Source organism: Nostoc sp. KVJ20, assembly GCF_001712795.1.
Classification (GTDB): Bacteria; Cyanobacteriota; Cyanobacteriia; order Cyanobacteriales; family Nostocaceae; genus Nostoc.
Genome location: NZ_KV757761.1, coordinates 1 through 17756, shown reverse-complemented (window position 1 = coordinate 17756; position 17756 = coordinate 1). Strand labels below are relative to the sequence as shown.

General features: G+C 43.8%; 17 protein-coding genes. 6 read left to right on the top strand and 11 right to left on the bottom strand.

Annotated features, from left to right (window positions below; all coding sequences use genetic code 11):
• The 8 genes from A4S05_RS35665 to A4S05_RS35630 all read right to left on the bottom strand — a co-directional run.
• The coding region (locus A4S05_RS35665) for a hypothetical protein (RefSeq protein WP_141699902.1) at positions 1 to 190 on the bottom strand (190 nt) is incomplete at its 3' end.
• A complete protein-coding gene (gene drmA, locus A4S05_RS35660; RefSeq protein ID WP_069074481.1) occupies positions 190 to 3612 on the bottom strand; it encodes a DISARM system helicase DrmA in 3423 nt (1140 codons plus the stop codon). The genes drmA and A4S05_RS35665, both read right to left, overlap by 1 nt.
• 44 nt (positions 3613 to 3656) lie before the next feature.
• Positions 3657 to 7631, bottom strand: a complete 3975-nt coding sequence (locus A4S05_RS35655; RefSeq protein ID WP_069074480.1) for an Eco57I restriction-modification methylase domain-containing protein — start codon at positions 7629 to 7631, stop codon at positions 3657 to 3659.
• A gap of 14 nt (positions 7632 to 7645) precedes the next feature.
• On the bottom strand, positions 7646 to 10867 hold the full coding sequence (drmD, locus tag A4S05_RS35650; RefSeq protein WP_069074479.1) for a DISARM system SNF2-like helicase DrmD: 3222 nt from the start codon (positions 10865 to 10867) through the stop codon (positions 7646 to 7648).
• A gap of 420 nt (positions 10868 to 11287) precedes the next feature.
• Entirely contained in the window at positions 11288 to 11758 is a 471-nt protein-coding gene (gene ybaK, locus A4S05_RS35645; RefSeq protein ID WP_069074478.1) for a Cys-tRNA(Pro) deacylase, read from the bottom strand.
• 22 nt (positions 11759 to 11780) lie between these two features.
• Complete coding sequence (locus tag A4S05_RS35640) at positions 11781 to 12188, bottom strand: type II toxin-antitoxin system tRNA(fMet)-specific endonuclease VapC (RefSeq protein WP_069074477.1); 408 nt, start codon at positions 12186 to 12188, stop codon at positions 11781 to 11783.
• Positions 12185 to 12439, bottom strand: a complete 255-nt coding sequence (locus A4S05_RS35635) for a hypothetical protein (protein ID WP_069074476.1) — start codon at positions 12437 to 12439, stop codon at positions 12185 to 12187. Before A4S05_RS35635 ends, A4S05_RS35640 begins: the two co-directional genes overlap by 4 nt.
• Positions 12440 to 12463: 24 nt before the next feature.
• Positions 12464 to 12700, bottom strand: coding sequence for a hypothetical protein (locus A4S05_RS35630; RefSeq protein WP_256091379.1), 237 nt, complete (start codon positions 12698 to 12700; stop codon positions 12464 to 12466).
• A 358-nt stretch (positions 12701 to 13058) separates the two neighbouring features.
• Between A4S05_RS35630 and A4S05_RS35625 the strand changes: the two genes are divergently transcribed.
• Positions 13059 to 13526: a hypothetical protein gene (locus A4S05_RS35625; RefSeq protein ID WP_069074475.1), complete on the top strand. Its 468-nt coding sequence runs from the start codon at positions 13059 to 13061 to the stop codon at positions 13524 to 13526.
• 27 nt (positions 13527 to 13553) lie between these two features.
• Here A4S05_RS35625 and A4S05_RS43960 read toward each other — a convergent pair whose 3' ends face one another.
• The 3 genes from A4S05_RS43960 to A4S05_RS42380 form a co-directional block, all read right to left on the bottom strand.
• Positions 13554 to 13688 (bottom strand): hypothetical protein, encoded by a 135-nt coding sequence (locus A4S05_RS43960; RefSeq protein ID WP_256091378.1) that lies wholly within the window; start codon positions 13686 to 13688, stop codon positions 13554 to 13556.
• A gap of 175 nt (positions 13689 to 13863) precedes the next feature.
• Positions 13864 to 14790 carry a hypothetical protein gene (locus tag A4S05_RS35620; protein ID WP_069074474.1) on the bottom strand — a complete coding sequence of 309 codons (927 nt, stop codon included), beginning with the start codon at positions 14788 to 14790 and terminating at the stop codon, positions 13864 to 13866.
• Positions 14791 to 15024: 234 nt separating this feature from the next.
• Entirely contained in the window at positions 15025 to 15186 is a 162-nt protein-coding gene (locus A4S05_RS42380; protein ID WP_176727206.1) for a hypothetical protein, read from the bottom strand.
• Between the two features lie 205 nt (positions 15187 to 15391).
• On the opposite strand from A4S05_RS42380, the gene A4S05_RS35615 reads away from it, so the two are divergent.
• From A4S05_RS35615 to A4S05_RS42375, 5 genes are all read left to right on the top strand, one after another.
• On the top strand, positions 15392 to 15739 hold the full coding sequence (locus A4S05_RS35615) for a helix-turn-helix domain-containing protein (protein ID WP_218108011.1): 348 nt from the start codon (positions 15392 to 15394) through the stop codon (positions 15737 to 15739).
• A gap of 97 nt (positions 15740 to 15836) precedes the next feature.
• Complete coding sequence (locus A4S05_RS35610) at positions 15837 to 16709, top strand: hypothetical protein (protein ID WP_084227384.1); 873 nt, start codon at positions 15837 to 15839, stop codon at positions 16707 to 16709.
• A 122-nt stretch (positions 16710 to 16831) separates the two neighbouring features.
• The gene (locus A4S05_RS35605; protein ID WP_069074472.1) at positions 16832 to 17158 is read left to right on the top strand and encodes a hypothetical protein; all 327 of its coding nucleotides are present in this window, start codon (positions 16832 to 16834) and stop codon (positions 17156 to 17158) included.
• Entirely contained in the window at positions 17151 to 17351 is a 201-nt protein-coding gene (locus A4S05_RS35600; RefSeq protein WP_069074471.1) for a hypothetical protein, read from the top strand. Before A4S05_RS35605 ends, A4S05_RS35600 begins: the two co-directional genes overlap by 8 nt.
• A gap of 25 nt (positions 17352 to 17376) precedes the next feature.
• A partial coding sequence (locus A4S05_RS42375) for a hypothetical protein (protein ID WP_069074470.1) occupies positions 17377 to 17756 on the top strand: 380 nt, incomplete at its 3' end.

The following is a 17756-nucleotide window of genomic DNA, read 5'->3' as shown; positions in this document are numbered from 1 at the left end:
CAATTAGTCCAAACTCAAGTTTCAAACGGTCTTCACGAATAGCCTGCATTTCGCCTTTCCAGTAAGTCAATCCCCCAATTACTACCGAATATTTAGGTAAATCTACCATCGCTCCTGGGCCAAAGGTTGATAAAAGCTGGCTTTGGCGGATTTCTGCTTGTGGTTTTATTTTATTATTTGACTTCTTCATTAAACCTCTTCCTCTATTTCTAAACCAACAGGGTCACGCACAAAAAGTTTCACTACTGGCTCGACATCCCGCAAGCTGCGTTGGGCTTTGAATTTTTGCCGATCACTACTTTCTTTGTCCGCCTTGGGGTCAAGGGCATCAAGTAGTAAAGGGGCTGCCATCTCTATTTCATTGCGTTGATATTGTAGGCGTTGGTCTTGCACGGCAATATGTTGCCATGTATCTAAACGGTCTATAACTTGTCGCCGGATTTCTTGACGCAGACTTTCAGCTTCATCGGCTTTTAAGGGGCTATGTCCTTCTGCACGTTTAACGATCGCATCCACAACAAAATCTAAAAGCAGGCGATGTTGGGTAATTTGAGCAGCACCTAGAGGCGCTGTCATCTCTGCATTACCTAATCTGGCAAGGGCAACGGTAACACCTGACAAACCCCGATCGATGGCGCGGGGTGAGAAGGGAGTAACGCTACTTGCTTCGACTGTGCGGTAGAAAGTATCATGCCAGATTTGAAAACGTTCGTAGTGAGAGCGATCGCGCGGTCGGTGAATGTTGAGTAAGGTAACAACTAAACCAGGTTTTTCAGCTTCTCGACCGACGCGGCTGGTGGCTTGGATATATTCAGCAGTGGTTTTCGGCTGTCCTAAAACTACCATCAGCCCTAAGCGGGTGATATCTAGCCCTACGGAAATCATGTTAGTTGCTAGGGCAATATCAACTCTTTCTTTCTCATGAAAAGGTAAAGCTAGACGACGTTTGGTATTAGCAACTTTGTTAGTGCTGATGCGAGAGGTTAACTCTTCTGGTTCATCATCTATTTTGCGATCGCAAAATAAGCTAAACGGTTCTTGGTAGCGACGGCGATCGCCATAATGACTCAGGCGGGAGTTTACCTCATCTTCCACTAAGCGGCGACTACCACCCAATTCCCGCAGGGAATTAAAATAACCTAGCAGTGTCATATAAGGGTCAGCAGGATTATGCGGATTTGTTTTTCCGCCGGCATCTTCCCAAGCTTGTTTAGCTGCTCCCAACAGGGCTAAGTATACTCGTAACAGAACTACTTTAAGGCTGCGTCCTTGGGCTACAACTCCGACATAAAGCCGTCCCGGTGTTTTAGTAATTGGTACGGTTTCGGCAAAAAAGGAGTCGTGGCGATCGGGCCCAGGAGGCGGAAAAATATCTACCTGGCTGTGACTAAACAAAGCTTGAATTTGGCGCTCCGCACGGCGGACTGTAGCAGTGGAGGCAATAATCTTCGGTCGGATAGTTTTATCATTGTGTGTCACACTACACAGAACATCGATAACCGTTTCGTATAATCCCACCATTGTTCCTAGCGGCCCAGAAATCAAGTGCAATTCGTCTTGAATAATCAAATCTGGTGGGGGTAAATTTTTGTCTAAGGCTCGACCTTTGGTTTTAGCATCAGCTGGCCCAGTGAATCCTACTTTTTCATCAAAATGAGTTACTTTGCCAAATAGCGCTCCAGTTTGACCAACCCAAGGCAGATTCGCAAATTTATCAACGGTGGAAATTATGAAGCAAGGAAGCCGTCGATAGATTTGTTCATCTACGGCAACGATGGGTAGGGGATTGTTACCTTTAAATATACAAGCAGGTTGACCATCTGCGTGTTTTTTCCGATTGTCGCAGATTACCCGCAGGTCAGTAGGTGCATCGGCAAGTGGTAAAAGTTGAAACGATCGCGCTTTCAATTCCGTGCCACACCAGGGACACCTTTCTAGGGGAATCGGCTTTGGTTTATGAGGATAATGGCGATCAAATTCTTGAGTCCGCGCCCAAGCTGAATTATCTTTGTCGCCTTTTTTACCCATTTTATTGGGTGTGGCACCCTGCCCAACCCACAACCCAATCTCAAAGGGATGCTTACCTAGTCTAGGATTTTGCTGACGTTCTAGCTCTAAGGCACAGACGAGGGTTGCGGCTCTTTCCAATTGGTCTAGGGTCAGGAGGCGCAGAGTGTAGCGCATGAGAACGCTGACACCAGCAGAGTGGATACTAGGATCGCGCAGACGACGCAGCACCAGAGTGAACGCTGCTAACCCTAAATAGGCTTCGGTTTTGCCGCCACCTGTGGGAAAAAACAGCAAATCGACAATTTCCCGATCTGGATGTTCTGGTTGAGCAATGCTCAGGATGTTCAACAGCAGAAAAGCTAGCTGGAAAGGTCGCCACTTCGGTGGTGAAAAGTCTTCAGGGGATTTATCTGGATTATCGTGAGTTAGGCGTTGTCTTCTAGCAGTTGCTAGGGCTTGGTTAGCAATTTGAAAAGCTTCTAACACCAGAGGATTGTTTAAAGCTTGTAATCCGGCGGCTATGCGTTCCTTAATCCTGCTAGCTGTGGTTAATAATTCACTAGCAATTTTTCCTTGGTGCGGTTCAGTTGGGGCTGCGGCTTGCTGTTTGGTAATCCAGTCAGTATATGCAGTCACCATTGGGTAAACCATCTGAGAGATTGTTGCCGCGTCTTTTGCCTTAGCTAGTGCTTCCATGCCTAGTTCTAGCCCCGGAATTTCTGCTGGTTCTACTCTGGCCACCTCTGCTGTGGGCATCCAGTTAGTACGAATTTCTTGACAGATATGATTCGAGCTAAGGATAGTAATAGCAGAAACGTTGTGTCCAACAGCATATTCGCAATCGTTGCGGTATTGCAGGCTTGACACCGCTTCGTCTCTATCTTGGCTGTTTTGCCCCCGCAAGTTAGGGCGGGATACAAAAGCCTCAGCAGTGCGGATGGTGAGGCAGGCTTGAAAAATAAAACTGATGTCGTGCTTTTGGTTGGGATTGTTGCTGCGGTAGTTAACTAAGAATACTGAAACTGAACGCGTACCAACAGGGAGTTTTTGTTGAGGTGATGAAGCTACAGCCCGATTTGACACAAATAACTTTAAGCCGTTGCTGTCTGGAACTTCAATCTGAATTTTTCGTTGATTTCCCAGCAGAGAAATAGGCATACTAATGCAATGAGGAGAGCGTTGCCATAATTCTTGCTTGGCTGACTGGGGATTCTCGCTATCATCTAATTCTGTTTCGCTTTCAAGAAATTGGTAGTCACCCCACTGCACAGTTATATTCAGTTCTGTGGTATTTTCTGGTAGAAGAAAGCTCAAGCCAATGGAAGAAGGAAAGTGAGCTTTACGGGCTGAGGAGGCTTCGGGAGCATTGGCATCTTCATTAGTATCACTGCTACTAAGTTGTTCGAGTGTGTCGTCTGCTGTTTCGTCCGATCGCACTTCAACAGGCGCTCCAAAAGGTACTAAAAAACCTGTAAGATACCACTTAGAAGGAGCTTGAGTGAGGATTTCCTCGGCATATTCAACATCATCAGGGGTTGGCCCCACCAAGTCTAGTTGCATGGCGCGGATTAAATGCGATCGCACTTCGGCAGATGTGGTCATAATATTCTCTGGGAATTCATTGGCATAACTGACGTTGAACCTGTTTAGACAGAAGCAGATGGGAAACCAGGAATAGTTAGATTCGTTTCTGTTGCTTTCCGCGTTTTTCCTGCCTTTTTAGTATTCCCTTTTACCTTCCCTTTCTCAGCAGCTTTACCGCCTAATATTTCAGCTTCGGCGCGTTGCAGGTTGAGTTCGAGTAAACGGGCTAATACTTCGTCGTGAATTTCTTCGGGCCAACGGTAGCGCCAAGGCTTTTTCTTCTGGCGTTTGCTAGTGTTTTCGTCGTCTTCTTCGTCTTCGTAATCAAGCAGGAAGGTGCAGTCTGTGGAAATATCTGTCCAGCCGTAAGCATCGAGGACAGCCCGATCCATTTGGGCGTGGAGTAAGCGTAGTTGTAAAATATCGGGGTGGCGTTCGTCGGGATCGTGGAAGCGGTTGTATGTGTCGGTGAGTCCCTGGTTGTTGCGAACCATTAAGGCGGCGCGATATTCGTAGTAGGTTTTACCAGCAGCTTCTAGGGTGGGGTTAGTTTCCCAGTTTTCGGAGAAGGGAAAGGTTTCAAAGCAGTCTGAAGGAGAATAACTTAGGCGATCTTCTAATGATGAAGAAAAAAATCTTGCAAATATTTCATTAGTCCTCGACTGAAGGCATGAGAACACTGAAAAGCTATCAAATGGAAACACAATTAATTTATTTGTATAGACTATGTTACTTTTAATAAAAACAAAATTTAGATGCTTGCTAACTACTGGACAAACTAAAATTTTATCTAATTTACTTATATTTTTATATAATTCTGGTCTTCTTTCAGCAAATTTCCACCAGTATCGCTTGTAAGACTCTCTTTTATCTTTCATCCTGATAGGTTTAACTTTTACCTCAATGATAGACATAAGAGAACTCCATTGCCTTGCCTCTGACTCACTCATGTCTCCAAAATTAATCACGAATCTACTATGTGATTGAGTTGGACTACTATTAATATCTTCACCACTTACAAGTGGATGAATTACACATTGATTTTTGAAGTTATTATCTATTAAACACTGCATTTCAGCAATTGATGTTGCTTCTAAATTTGTATCATCAAATGTAAAACCCATACCTAATATAGTGCTACCTTGAAAACTTTTATTAGCATTTTCCGATAAAACTATAGGATTTTCATTCGTTCCAGAATTAAATAGAAACGCAGAAATTAAATCAACTTTCCGTCTCTCTAGTAGTTTTATACCTTGATAATCACCCTTAAAAACATGAATAACACTCACGATAACCGCCGCTAAACCCGGCCACTTAATTCGCTTTTGAGCATTGTAAATTGTACCTCCATGCTCACAGATATATCTCAAACCAGTACTGCGAGTATCTCCCTGGGCAATAGTATTTGTGGCAATTAATCCAAAACATCCAGATTGGCGTAAAAGTGTAAAAGCTCGTCTAAAGAAATGCGCTACCAAATCAGCATTTCCATGAGATTCGGGATTAACAACTTTCAACCAATCTTGATAACCAGAAATATGAGCATTTATTGTTGTATTCTTCCCGGCAAATGGTGGATTACCAACAATCGCATCAAACCCTGGATTATTTCTATCAAATACTTCTGGAAATTCAATCTCCCAATTAAATGTGGGAACTCCTTTCTCTCCATAAGACAATTCTGCACAAATTCGGCTTACATCTAAATCATCTTCTTGATTTTTCTGCCATTGGTAAGACTTTAACCATGAATTATCACGCTCATCCTTTTTCACCTTATCTTTATATTTTGCAAAAAATGATGCAATAACAAAATTTACTCTCAGTCGGATGTCCTGCAACTCTGTTTCTATATTTTCATAAAAATCGCGTTTGGCTGTATAATTATCCTCATCTAAGTTGTGAATTACATCTCTATCAAATTTTACCTTCTCCATCGACAAATTGAATAAAGGTAAATCCATATATTTATAAGTTTTATCTTCTTCCCGGGTTAATTGTATAATTTGTTCAAAATTTAACCCAACTAAAGAATCTCCGCACTTCAAAGCATGGTCTAAAAATGTAAAAGGATGAGCTTTCGCCAAAGTGGTTAACCACAAAGATAATTTAGCCAAATTTACTGCAAAAGGGTTTTTATCTACGCCATACAAACAGCGTTCCGCTACTAACCGCCGCGCATAAAGTAACGGTTCTTCATCAATTGGAATTTTAGGTAATACGTTTTGCTTATTCCATGCTTCAACTAATTTTTCAGCCAACTGACGGCAACTTTCAACCAAAAACGCTCCCGAACCCATCGCCAAATCACAAATTTTCAAGTCTAAAATTTGCTCTGGCGTAGGGTTTTCTCCCAAAGCTGATAAAATCGGTCTGAGGGTTTCTTTAACAATTGGCTCAGTCAAAGCACGAGGCGTATAATGAGTACCACTACGCCGCAGTTCTTCCCCAGGTTGCAAATACAGAGAACCCACAGGCATTAAACTCGGCGTTTTTGGTGATACCTTGCGTCCCAACGCCGCTACTACATCCTCTGCTGTCCTCGCATCCTTTAACTCTGTTAGGGATTTACCAGTAATTTCGCAACCTGCAACATTCTTTAAATATTTAGCCCGTTCTGCCGCTTTAGTTTTGAGTACTTCCTCAACACTGACAACCACCGTCACCGAAGATTTGGAACCTTTGGGTTTACTCCAAACACCGATAGCAGGACTACTTGCTCTTTCTACTTCGTAGCCTGTAACTGCTTCATAAACAGAGCCAAGTTTCTCAACATCCAAAGAACGATAAGACAGGCGTTCTCCATCCAGTACCAACAACCCTTGCAATACCCTATGAATTACCCCATCTGAGACGCGAGGGGGTTCAAGACTTTCCCCTGTTTGATATTTTGTAGACTGGAGACGACCTTCTAAAAACGGATATTCATCTGGGTCAAATAGTTGCCCATGACGAGCAGGTAAGTACAAATCAGCATGACCGCCGCCGTCGTAAACCAAACGGAACAGACTTAGCAACCATGCCCAAGCACCATACCTCTGATCCATTGTATCCGGGTAGTTGCCTGCATCTTCTCTCAAGCGCTCGTAAAGTCCACTAACTGAGTAATAGCGGGTATAAACTGCATCTTGAGACATCAGTCCCCGGTCTTCAGCGTAAAGCAGGAACACCAACCGCAGCAAAACGGTAATCAGTCCACCGTAAATATGCTGGGGTGCAGTAGTGGCAATATCACTTATTAAGCCGCTTTTACTGGTTGCATCTGCGATTTGGAAGCCGCGCAGTAAATCCCATAATGCCTCTAATACCTGCTCTGCAAGCTTTATAGAGACATCGTTTTGATATTTACGGCTTTTTTCCAGGATTGCAGACAAACGGCGATCGCTAGGGACATTAAAAAGTCTGTCAGCCGAGAGCAACATCTCCATTGCACCCAAAATCAGCCGCCCAGATATCTCACACATTGCCTGTACAGGGAAAGTCAGGTGTCCCGATGACTCCCCAAGTGGTGCATAAACCAAACGCAAATCTGTACCGTTGCACAATAGCCCAGTGTAAACCTTTGTTTCTTTTAAAAGGCGCTCAAACTTAGACTGGGGACTGGCGTGCCAACCAGTAGATTTACTATCCTCCGCCCCAGCGTTGTCAAGTTCAGTACCATCAGAAAGCACTTGTACCAGCATCATCCAGCCGCCATTAGGGTCGGGTACAGCATACGTGGGTGTCAAAACTTCGTTGTAATCTAGGAGTGCGATCGCTAATTCTTCTGGACTGGCAACTAAATCTTCTGGTTGCCAACCTAAAACATTGATAGTGAAAGCAGGAAAGTCGTCAATTCCAAAGGTTTCCTTGTCTATATCACCAGAGAGAGGTTCGCGTCTGGCAACTGTAGCGAGTGTTTGTTGCAGTTCCACCACATTACGGTTAACCACAGCTTGGGCTGCTGACAATGCAGGGGGAGACACCACCAACCCCACAGGCTGGAGAAAGCCCAACCATTCTTTATGTAACCGAATTTCTGGATCGTTTGCCATTGTTTTTACTCCCTCTAGCCGGAAATCGGCCATAAATAAATTACGCCGACTGGCTCAACCCGTACTGCTTTTACTTTGTAGGCGGCTTCAATTCGGGCTGGTTCTGAAATTAGTTCGGTTGCGATCGCTTGAAGGCGTTTTTCCCAATGGCGACGGTCTGCATCCAATTGGCGCTGTTCTTCTATGAATGGAAGAGACAACTGCACTGCCTTAGATTCTTCCTGACACTTGATAATTCGCGTCTGTTGTTCTTCCAGAATCTTCTTCATCTCAACAGCTTCTTTAGTACCGCGATTAGCCAGCTTTTTCTCAGCACTTTCAGCCAAAGCTGTAGCGCGGCGTTCCAAATGGGGAATTAATTCTGCTACATCTTGGGCTGCACTTTTTTTCAATCGCTCTTTCACTGCTTCGGCAACTTGCAACAAGTGTGGGGAAGCTAGGGAATTTTCCAGTAATTCCAGTACGTTGTCTTTCTCGCCTTCTCTTAAAGGTTGAAGTTTCTTGCGTCCCCGGCTGGTTGGATCTGACCACTCTGCTGCTACTGCAATCACCTGATCGTGTAAGCGAGAAGCCCGTTCACCATACAGAGCCAGCCGTCCCAGTGCAATCACTTTTGGCATGGGGTCATCAGTCAGACAAACACAAGCACGAGTTAATTCATCATGCAAGAAACCCTGAGCTAAAAATCTGCTCAGTAGGCGCTGGACAATTCTGTGTTCTAAATGCAGATGAACTACATCCCCATCTAAAGACCCAGGATCTCGAAAGACTACAGGACGAATCGGTGCTTCTTTCCGCCATTCCCAAGGCTTTTGTCCGATTTTTCGAGGTGTTCTCAGGGTATCAAGTGTAGTTGACCATGTTGGATCTGCACCAGTACGCTGGTCGAGAGCCGGAATTGTCCAACGGGCAGTTACAGGATTGTTAGCAACCTCATTCACATCTACAGGGGCAAGTGTTGGGACTCCCAGAATTCCTAAAGAAGCAGAGATGGCATTACGGAAGTGATTGTCATCTAGTCCCAACCAATCCCGCGAGTCTTTCAACATTTCTTGTAAATTCTCAACTTGTTTAGTCAAATCCTGTTGGCGGAGTCTGGCTTGCTCCAGTTCCTCATTAATTACCTGTGTGTTTACTGTTTCCTTGTTACTGAGTTGCTCTGCTTTATTTATCGAATCAGTAAGATTATTTACTTCTTGGTGGCGAATTCCATTAGCCAGTAAGCGCGACACATTTCTTTCAACTACTGGTGCAAGAGAGCCAAGTTCTTGTTGAATCGTCACTGTTTTCCGCACCAGTACATCTAATACTTTGTCTTCTGTGCGTTGCGGTAAAACAAAGTAGTAACAATGGACAACAGGCGATCGCTGTAATTTGCGGTCAATCCGTCCATTGCGCTGTTCCATCCTCGACGGGTTCCACGGCACATCAAAGTGGAACAAGTCAGCACAGTTGTTTTGCAGGTTCACCCCTTCTCGTGCTGCATCTGTAGCAATCAGGATTCGCAGAGGGTGACGTGCTGGGTCAGCGTTAAATGCACTTTTAATCGCTTCGCGGCGTTCTTCTCCAATGCCCCCATGAAATACATCTATGCGTTCTTGTTCACGGTTAGAATTAGCGATCGCACTTTGTAATTGCTGTTGTAAATAACGTTTAGTATCTGTATATTCTGTAAAGATAATTACTCGTCGTTCTAACCAAGCAGCATTCGGTTGACCCAGATCGGGACAAAGATTTTGGCGAATCCACTCTACCAGTTGTTGAATTCGTGGATCTGGCTGGTAGCGAGAGGAATTAGCGACATCTGCCATTTCATCTAAAATCGCTAATTCACGCGCTGTTTGGCCGGCAGCCTGCATACTAGCTGCTGCCATTTGAGCATCTTCTTCTGCAATTACTTCCTCTTCGGAAAATTCAGCCCGTTCGTCATCTGCACCAGGGGATTCAAACAGCAACGGTAGACTGACTTGATATGTAGAGGGGCGGTTAATTGCTTGCTTTTCCATCCCCGTCCGATGCACCTTTAAAGTCCGAGCAAATGCTTCAATGGAAGACAAAAGACGCTTTTGTAATGAAGTAATCACCAGCATCGCCGTAGTCTGAGTAGACTTCGCTGCATCTTTGAGCTTTTCCTCACGCAGATTGCGATACTGTTGCAGCAATCGGGATAATTTGAGTTCTGGTGCGTCTTCTGGCAGGTTATCAATAACTATAGGAAGAACGTAGCGTTGGGGAAACTCTTCTCCGATCTCCCGTAAGTCTTGTTTTAAGCGCCGCACCATTACAGTGTCCAGCAACTTGCGATTACGAACGGGTACTCCTCGGCAGAAACGCTGGGGGTCGAGAATTTCTAGTAAGGCGGCGAAGCTGTTGGAGTGTCCATTGTGGGGAGTAGCAGACAAAAACAGCTTGTGTTCAAAACGCGGTGCTAAGTCTCGAACAGTTTTGGTAAGTTGGGAATCAACCGCATACTTCGCACCACTCGCAGGTGCAGCATTATGAGCTTCATCAAGGATGAGCATGGAAGCAGCTGCAAAATCACCAAGCCAGTCCCGTAACGGTGCGGCATAGGTTTCATCTCGTAGCAAAGCGTGGGAAATAATGAACCGAGTATGCGTCATCCAAGGGTTAATTCCATAACCCCGTTCTTGACGACGCGCGGCAATAAACTCACGATCCAGAATCATAAATGTGAGTCCAAAGCGACTCTCCATTTCTTCTTGCCATTGCCTTACCACTGACGGCGGACACGAGATAACTACTCGTCTAACCTTTTGCCGCATCAACATCTCACGCAATATCAGCCCTGCCTCAATGGTTTTGCCCAACCCTACATCGTCAGCAATAAACAAACCAACTCTTGGCATTAGCAAAGCTTTACGTAGCGGCTCTAATTGATAAGCTTTGACTTCTATACCTGCCCGGTAAGGGGCTTGGAAAAGCTTGGCATCTGTGGAAGTAACGCAGTTCCAACGTAATGTGTGCAGGTAGGCAGAAAACAGACGCGGATTATCAAAACCTCGATTCGCTATGGAATCCCATGATGTCGCCCCTACGATTTTGGCATCTATTTCTCGTTCCCATAGGACTTCTAGCGATTCTCCTAACGCATCATCTTCTAAACAAGAAAGGCTAACTTTTGTGTCTTGCTCTGGAGACGGTTTCGACACAACTTCTTCTACAAGATACTGCCGCGATCGCACGCGCACAATCTGTCCAGTTACAATGTCAGTCACTCGTGTCTTCCTCTTTGTAACTGGACTGGTATTCTCCCTCCTCTAATCATGAGAAACTCGCTCCCCTAAACCTTTATGTCTAATGACTGGTTGGACTAAAGTGCTAAGAAAGCAACTATGTTTTTTATAATTAGCAGGTATAAAATAGCATATTGATCTATTCGAGTCTTAGCACCTGCTACATCTTATAAAGTATTTTTCTATACGGCTATATTATTTAGCTAATTATCAAGAAAATTTTAAAGCTTTTATTTAATAAGCAACTCACAAACTATTTCTCTCAGAAGTCTTACGTATATTAGTTTTCAAGCCCAGAGTAAAAATAAAGTTTCTTAGTAAGAATACTTAGCTATTCTCAAGTAAGCTATAAGTTTCCTTTGATTAGCGATCGCTTTATGGTTTCTGATGAAAATTTCTGTACTAATTTTGTACAATTGCTCCCAAAGTGCCACTGACGGCACGTAAATAATCATCTGGGGATAGCAGAAGCAGCATTCCTCGCATCCCACCAGAAACAGTGATCTGCTCAAATAGAGTTGCCGTTTCATCAAGGTAAACGGGATAGTCTCTTTTACTGGCTAAAGCTGTTACACCACCACGTATGTATCCTGTTAGTGGCTGAACTTCCTTGAGGGCAACCGTCTCAACCTTGCGGTTTCCTGAAATCCGCGCCAAGGCTTTTAAGTCTAACTGAACATTTCCCGGCACAACAGCAAAACATATACCTGTTGTGTCACCTCTGACTACTAGAGTCTTAAAAACTTGCTCTGCGGGAAGTCCTACTTTCTGGGCTGTACTTTCAGCAGCCAGATCGTCAGGATCTACTTCATAGCTCAGGATTTGGTAGGGAATACCTAGTTTGTCCAGGAGTCGAGCAGCATTAGTTTTCATTTAAGTCCACAAAAGATATTATTTATTGCTCAAGCTCCCAATCCTCAATCACCAGCCCACTAACGCGACTAAATTCTCTTATGTTGTGCGTAACTAATGTTAAGTTATGTATCAAGGCGATCGCAGCTATTTGAAAATCATTGGGGCCTATTGGAGTACCGTTTGCTGCTAATTCTGCACGAATTCTACCGTAGGTGAGGGCAGTAACATCATCAAAAGGCAAAGAAACAAACAAAGTAAGAAATTGCTGTTGTCGAGCTAAAGTAATTTGGGGATTATTGCTTTTCATCGCTCCATAAAACAACTCTGCCTTCACTACTGAACAGACAGCAATATCTTCTACATTTGTGGACTGTAAATGTTCTCGAATTAAGAGCGACCTACCGTTGAGATAACGAGCGCAAACATTGGTATCTAATAAATACTTCACACAATTTCTTCCCTTGTCTCAAAATCACCTTCAGAGTCGATAACAATTGGATCGTCTTGACAACTACCGTAAGTCTGCTCAAAAAAGCCGGGTGGCCATCCCAGTTCTTCTGGTGTTTTTGTAGGTGTTGATGGTTCTATTTGTTGATAAATCACCAGGACTTCCATTTCTTTGTCTGTGATGCCAACGGGAATCTCAAGGTGCAAAATGCCATCAGCCCCAACATGAGAACATAACTTAATACTTTGCATTACTGTTGTCTCCTATTCCTTGATTTATCGAGAATTGGGTAGTACCTCATCTATGATGCCGTATTCTTTCTCAACAAAACCCAACAGCTTCTCCTCCACAGCCGTCAAATACGGTCGCTTCAACTCCCCCAAGTGCTGCAATACAGCACGAGCAGCTTCTTTTAGATTTTGGTTATCTCTTAGCCTACTGATACAATCGCACACCTCCCGCATGTGCTGACACTCGGCAGATACAGCACTTCCAGCAGCTATGAGGTACATCCTAAAAGCTGAAAGCGATGATAGGAGAGGGGCAAGGAGAAAACTATATTACATAATAGCCGGAAGCACTGTAAGTAATCATACGACTTGAGATGCTTTACCCCGGCAGTATATTCCCCATCCCAAGTTCTCACGGTAGAACTGAAATCATTCACTTGACTGACAATTCCTCAGAAACCGCCTTTGTTCATGAGTTCTAAATTGTTTTTATTAATAGTCTGACAATCTATTTTTTATTTTTAAACAAAGGAAATTATATTTTGTTTTCTACCTAAAGTAAGATATTTTCCAGTTCATTCTGGAATAATTTGAGACAACAGTGTAGTTGGGTGGTAGTAAACTTAAGTGCGCTACCAATATGAGTGATTTAGTTAACAATAACCGTGTGGTTGTGAATGGTGGAGAGTATCGTGGTCAGCATGGTAAGGTACTTGATGATATCACTGGTTGGAATTTACAAAGGCATTACCAGATCAAATTAGACGGAGGTGTTACCGTAAATCTTGCAGGCTCAAGTTTAGAGTTGGAAAATCTAACTCAAAATGAAGTAAATGATGAAGTAGTAAATCTGAAAAATCAAGTTAGTCAAATAGCCTCAAAACTTCCCGAAAAAATGGGGACAGAATTACCCAATCATTTAGGATACCTTCATGATGCTTTAATTTCTGGAAACCAGTCCAGATTTAGCACTGAGTACAGTTACATAACAGGAGAATTAGCCAGAGCAGTTGAAAGTAAACATGTTACACAACAATGGTGCGAAACCATAAAAATTGGGCTAGAAAAATTAAAGCACAACATGGATTTTAATCTAACTCAGACTTAACCTAATGTCTGTGTTTTAGTCGGATGTTTAGCCAGTTGCATTTGCACTCGCCAGCATTGCATCAATCATGTAGCGGTTACAGCACTGGGGAGCGCAACTGGCTTTCAACTGGACACCAGAAGCGGATAATTTACCCTCTCGCTCGTATAATTTCTTGGTCATCCTGTTGTTCTGATATCTTTATTAAAACGCGAACTTTAAAACATTAGATCCTAAATTGCCAAAATTGCGGCGTTGCTGAATTAGGGGATGATTTCGCCCAATTTGGAACTAATTTTCAATGATTTCAACCGCCAATTCATCCCGCATTTATGCAACGCCAAAATTGCTTAGTGGATTATTTCGTTTCTATTTCAAACTCCAAAACAGCCAACAATTTCTCCTCCAAATCCGTCAAATAAGCACGATTCAGCTTCCCCAATGACTCCAAAAACTTCTGCACCGAGTCCTCCAGCCCACTCGAATACACCCGATTGATGCGATCGCAAATCACCTGCATCTGCTCACACTCGGCAGGCAGGTAGTTGAGGGACTTCAGATGTTGCAACCCAATTGTGTACTCCCTATCCCAAGTTCTGACGGTGCAGCTGAATTCACCTACATGGTTGACTATCCCCCAACATCCACCTTTGCCCCTAAGTTCCGGGTTGTCCTTGGCTAAAATTTGGCACACTTCCCCGATCTGGTAGGTATTGGGTACTTGGGTTCGCTCCATAATTCTTTGCACCACATCTTTGACGATTCTACCAGTTGGCACTTTCCCACCAGCAAGTTCTACTGCCTGTTGCCATACCTCCCACTGTTCTTGAGGTTCTAGCTTTGTGATAGGTCGGACTTGCCCTTCACTAGTGGGTAAAATTTGTGATCCATTTGTTGTCAAATCTTCAGGCGGCAAATTTTGACAACAAATTGTTGTCAAATTCTCGTAGACATCAGCTGCTGCAATCAGATAATTTGACTTCTGGCGACTATGACCAAAGCGATCGCGACAATAATCTTCAAAAGTTTTGTGCGTGGAACGATATAATCTGCGATCGCGCAGTTCCATCAAAGCTTTCCCTGCCTCAAAAAACGCTCTTTCCACACGGCGCTCTAGGTGAAGGCGGTCGCGCTGTTCTTCTTCTGTCAACTCTGGAATTTCGACAGAGGTAACGGTGATTGTTGCTAAGGCGGGGTTTTCTTCAAGGTCTTGGTTATCTGGTGGCGTGTCATTACTGGATGCAGCAGAGGTGGGTTTTTTGCGGTTAGAAGGTGGTTTAACCATTATTTCACCCCTAACTGAACAGTACTTGAACGAATATCGAGTTGTGCCATGATGGGGGTGTGATTAAATTGATATGAATTCCCCAAACTTTTTACTGAGGTTGGGGTTTTTCCTTAACTTGTTTACATATATATTTGCATCTGCGGTAGTCATCCTTGTTGCTTTGTCGGCTTTGACATTGTTTCTACATTCCTATGTATAAAATGTCCATGACAAGGAAAGCGGCAGGTAAAGTCATGCCGCTTTGAAAACCTCAAGGTGTACTTGTGGAGCTATAACCATTGCCAGTATAGGATTTTGACGCGCCAACAGTTGCTTCGCTTCCTGAACTGAACCGTGTCGCAGTTTATGTATGGCTTGGTGCAGCCCACTGTGTGCATTCGTTGCACCATTCATTGCTGGAAAGTATTACTTGTGGGTCTGTCATTTTTTAGAACCCCCTTCAGACTAAGAACTCTCGATTTACTTCCTAAAAGACAACACGAATTTAGAGCGATCGCTTTCACGATTTAGGCTCTACGCTAATACTGCTTAGGTTTTACATACTTCATAGAAGAAGTATAGCACTATTTCCACACATTATGTAAATATAGGAGTATCAGTGAGAGAAATTGTAATGCAAGGAATACCTTTGGATTTGGTATCCCGGATTGACTGGGATCAGGAATATGGTGAGTTTTTATTTCAGCAAAGAGAAGACAAGAAACTTTCTAGAGAAGAAGTAGCGCAAGCAATTACAGGGCTTGGAGAACCTTGTTCTCAGCAGTTAATTCATAAAATAGAAAAATGGAAGGGTAAAGGTGATCGCTCTGTTTCTTTGTCTCTTATCTTGAAATATTGCCAAATTTTAGGGATCGAGCTTAGGCAATTTTATCCTGTTGTAGCACAAACCCTTAGTTACCCGTTGTTACAAAAAATCTCGTCCGTAGCCGTTGATAAATTTCCATAAAATATGTAAAATAGTAAGAGATAAAACAAAGGACAACCGCTTCAGCCTGGAAAACTTGTGCGATCGCCCTTTGACCCTTTTACAAGGAAATCTTATTATGACGCATCCAACCTATACACAGCAAGCGCTCTCCCGCTATAATCTCCCCCGCCTCAAAAGAATCGCTGCCGAACTCGGTGCTACACCTACCGGCGATAGAAGAGCGACTGAATCCTGGGTAAACGCAATCATCACCCACCAATCCACCAACCTTCAGAAAGTTGACAACCAAGCCCTCGCCCAAGCCGAACTCGACAGCTACATCGCTGACCAAGCCCAAGCCATAGCTCCCGAACCACTGATAATAGTCGAAATCTCGTTTGATCATCACGAATATTACGCTGGTGATCAACTGATAGCCAGCATCAGCCATGACGACGACCATTTAACTCAACGCTGGGTAGTCATGGTCAACGATAAAGAAGTATTTCGTGCCAACACTCTAATGCGTTGCGATCGCTTCATCTGCACTCACTACAAAGATGGCTCATTACCTGTGCAAGAAGAAGCAGAGGTGCAGGGGAGCAGGGGTGCAGAGGGGAAAAACTTACAACAACTTTCTCCTCTGCCCCTCTGCGCCTCTGCCCCCATGCTTTCCTCTTCGACCGAAAACCAAATCATGGCGCATATCTTCAACGAGTGCCAGAATTACGGGTTTGAAATTCTCGATGATGGCATTTACAACAACAACGGCGTGAAACTGGGGCAAGTCGGATGCACTAACGGGAACTGGTGGGTGAAGAGGCGTTATTCAGTCCAGCAGCAGTATTCTAACTCCGTGCTTGATGCTGTGCGGTCATTGTCGATGGTGGACGTGTCTACTGATGGTAAATCCATTTTTGATGAATATATTTTAGACCAACCGTTAGAACAGCTAACTGGCGATAAATTGCAACGGCTACTGGAGAGGGCAGAGTTAGTCACAGCGTAGTCTTGGGCTTCGCCTGGGAAAAGGTTAAAGGGTAAGGGGGAAAGGTAAGTTTCTTCATTCCCTTCCCCTTTGCCCTTTCCCCCTTTCCCTAATTATTTATTCACCAATCCCCAATTAAATCTATGAAAGCTACAATCTCAATCCCTCAACACTGGGGCTACCCACGCTTTGCTTTGGAACAGCGTACAGAACAAGGCACAATTCTAGGGCTTTACTACTACCCATCTGGTACAGAATTAGCTGAACAATTTGATGATGGCTGGCGTTATGTGCTGATGCCTAACAAGAATTCTGATGAAATATCGTACTTGAAAGAGGATCAAATCCAACCGCTCACGCCAGAAGAATTATTCCAGCAAATTACCGCAGAGATTGAGTTTTATCAACAGCAGATAAGCATTCTCAATCGACAGTTAACCGTATTAACTAAGGGTGCAAACAATGGCTAATTCTACAGACAACTTTGACCGTAGAGCTAATCATTTGCTGCGTTCGATTCGGCTTTGTGGCGGTTGTATTCCATTGCATCGTTTGCAATTCCAATTCTCCGATTCAGTTATTCAAACTCTGCTGGATAAGGAACTGGTGCAAGTACAGAACACAGGACGCGGCTTTTTGTTGGAGATTGCCGAGGATTTTTAGGTTATTAATCCCAGGGGAGAAAATCATGAAACTTTACGCGAAGACAATTCCACAGACTTTACCTGATTGGGCAACTATCGTTACAAAGAGTGCAGATTTGTTTGAGGTTGAAATCAACGATGAACATCCGAATTTTCAATCTCTGCTTGAAGAGTTAGAAACCGAGATTGAACCAGGAACATTCGGTGTAAAGGCAGAGGATTTATGTTCACGGCTTGGCATAGAAATGTCTAATCCGCATCTCTGCCAATTACTTGAGCAAGCCCAAAATCTGGTATCTGAAATTGCTACGCACCCAGACTACAAACAACTACTAGACGAGGGATATCAACCGGATTTAAACATTGCTGATGCTAGCACTGCGTTGACTTATCTGCAATGGAAGTTAGACCGCAATCAAGAACC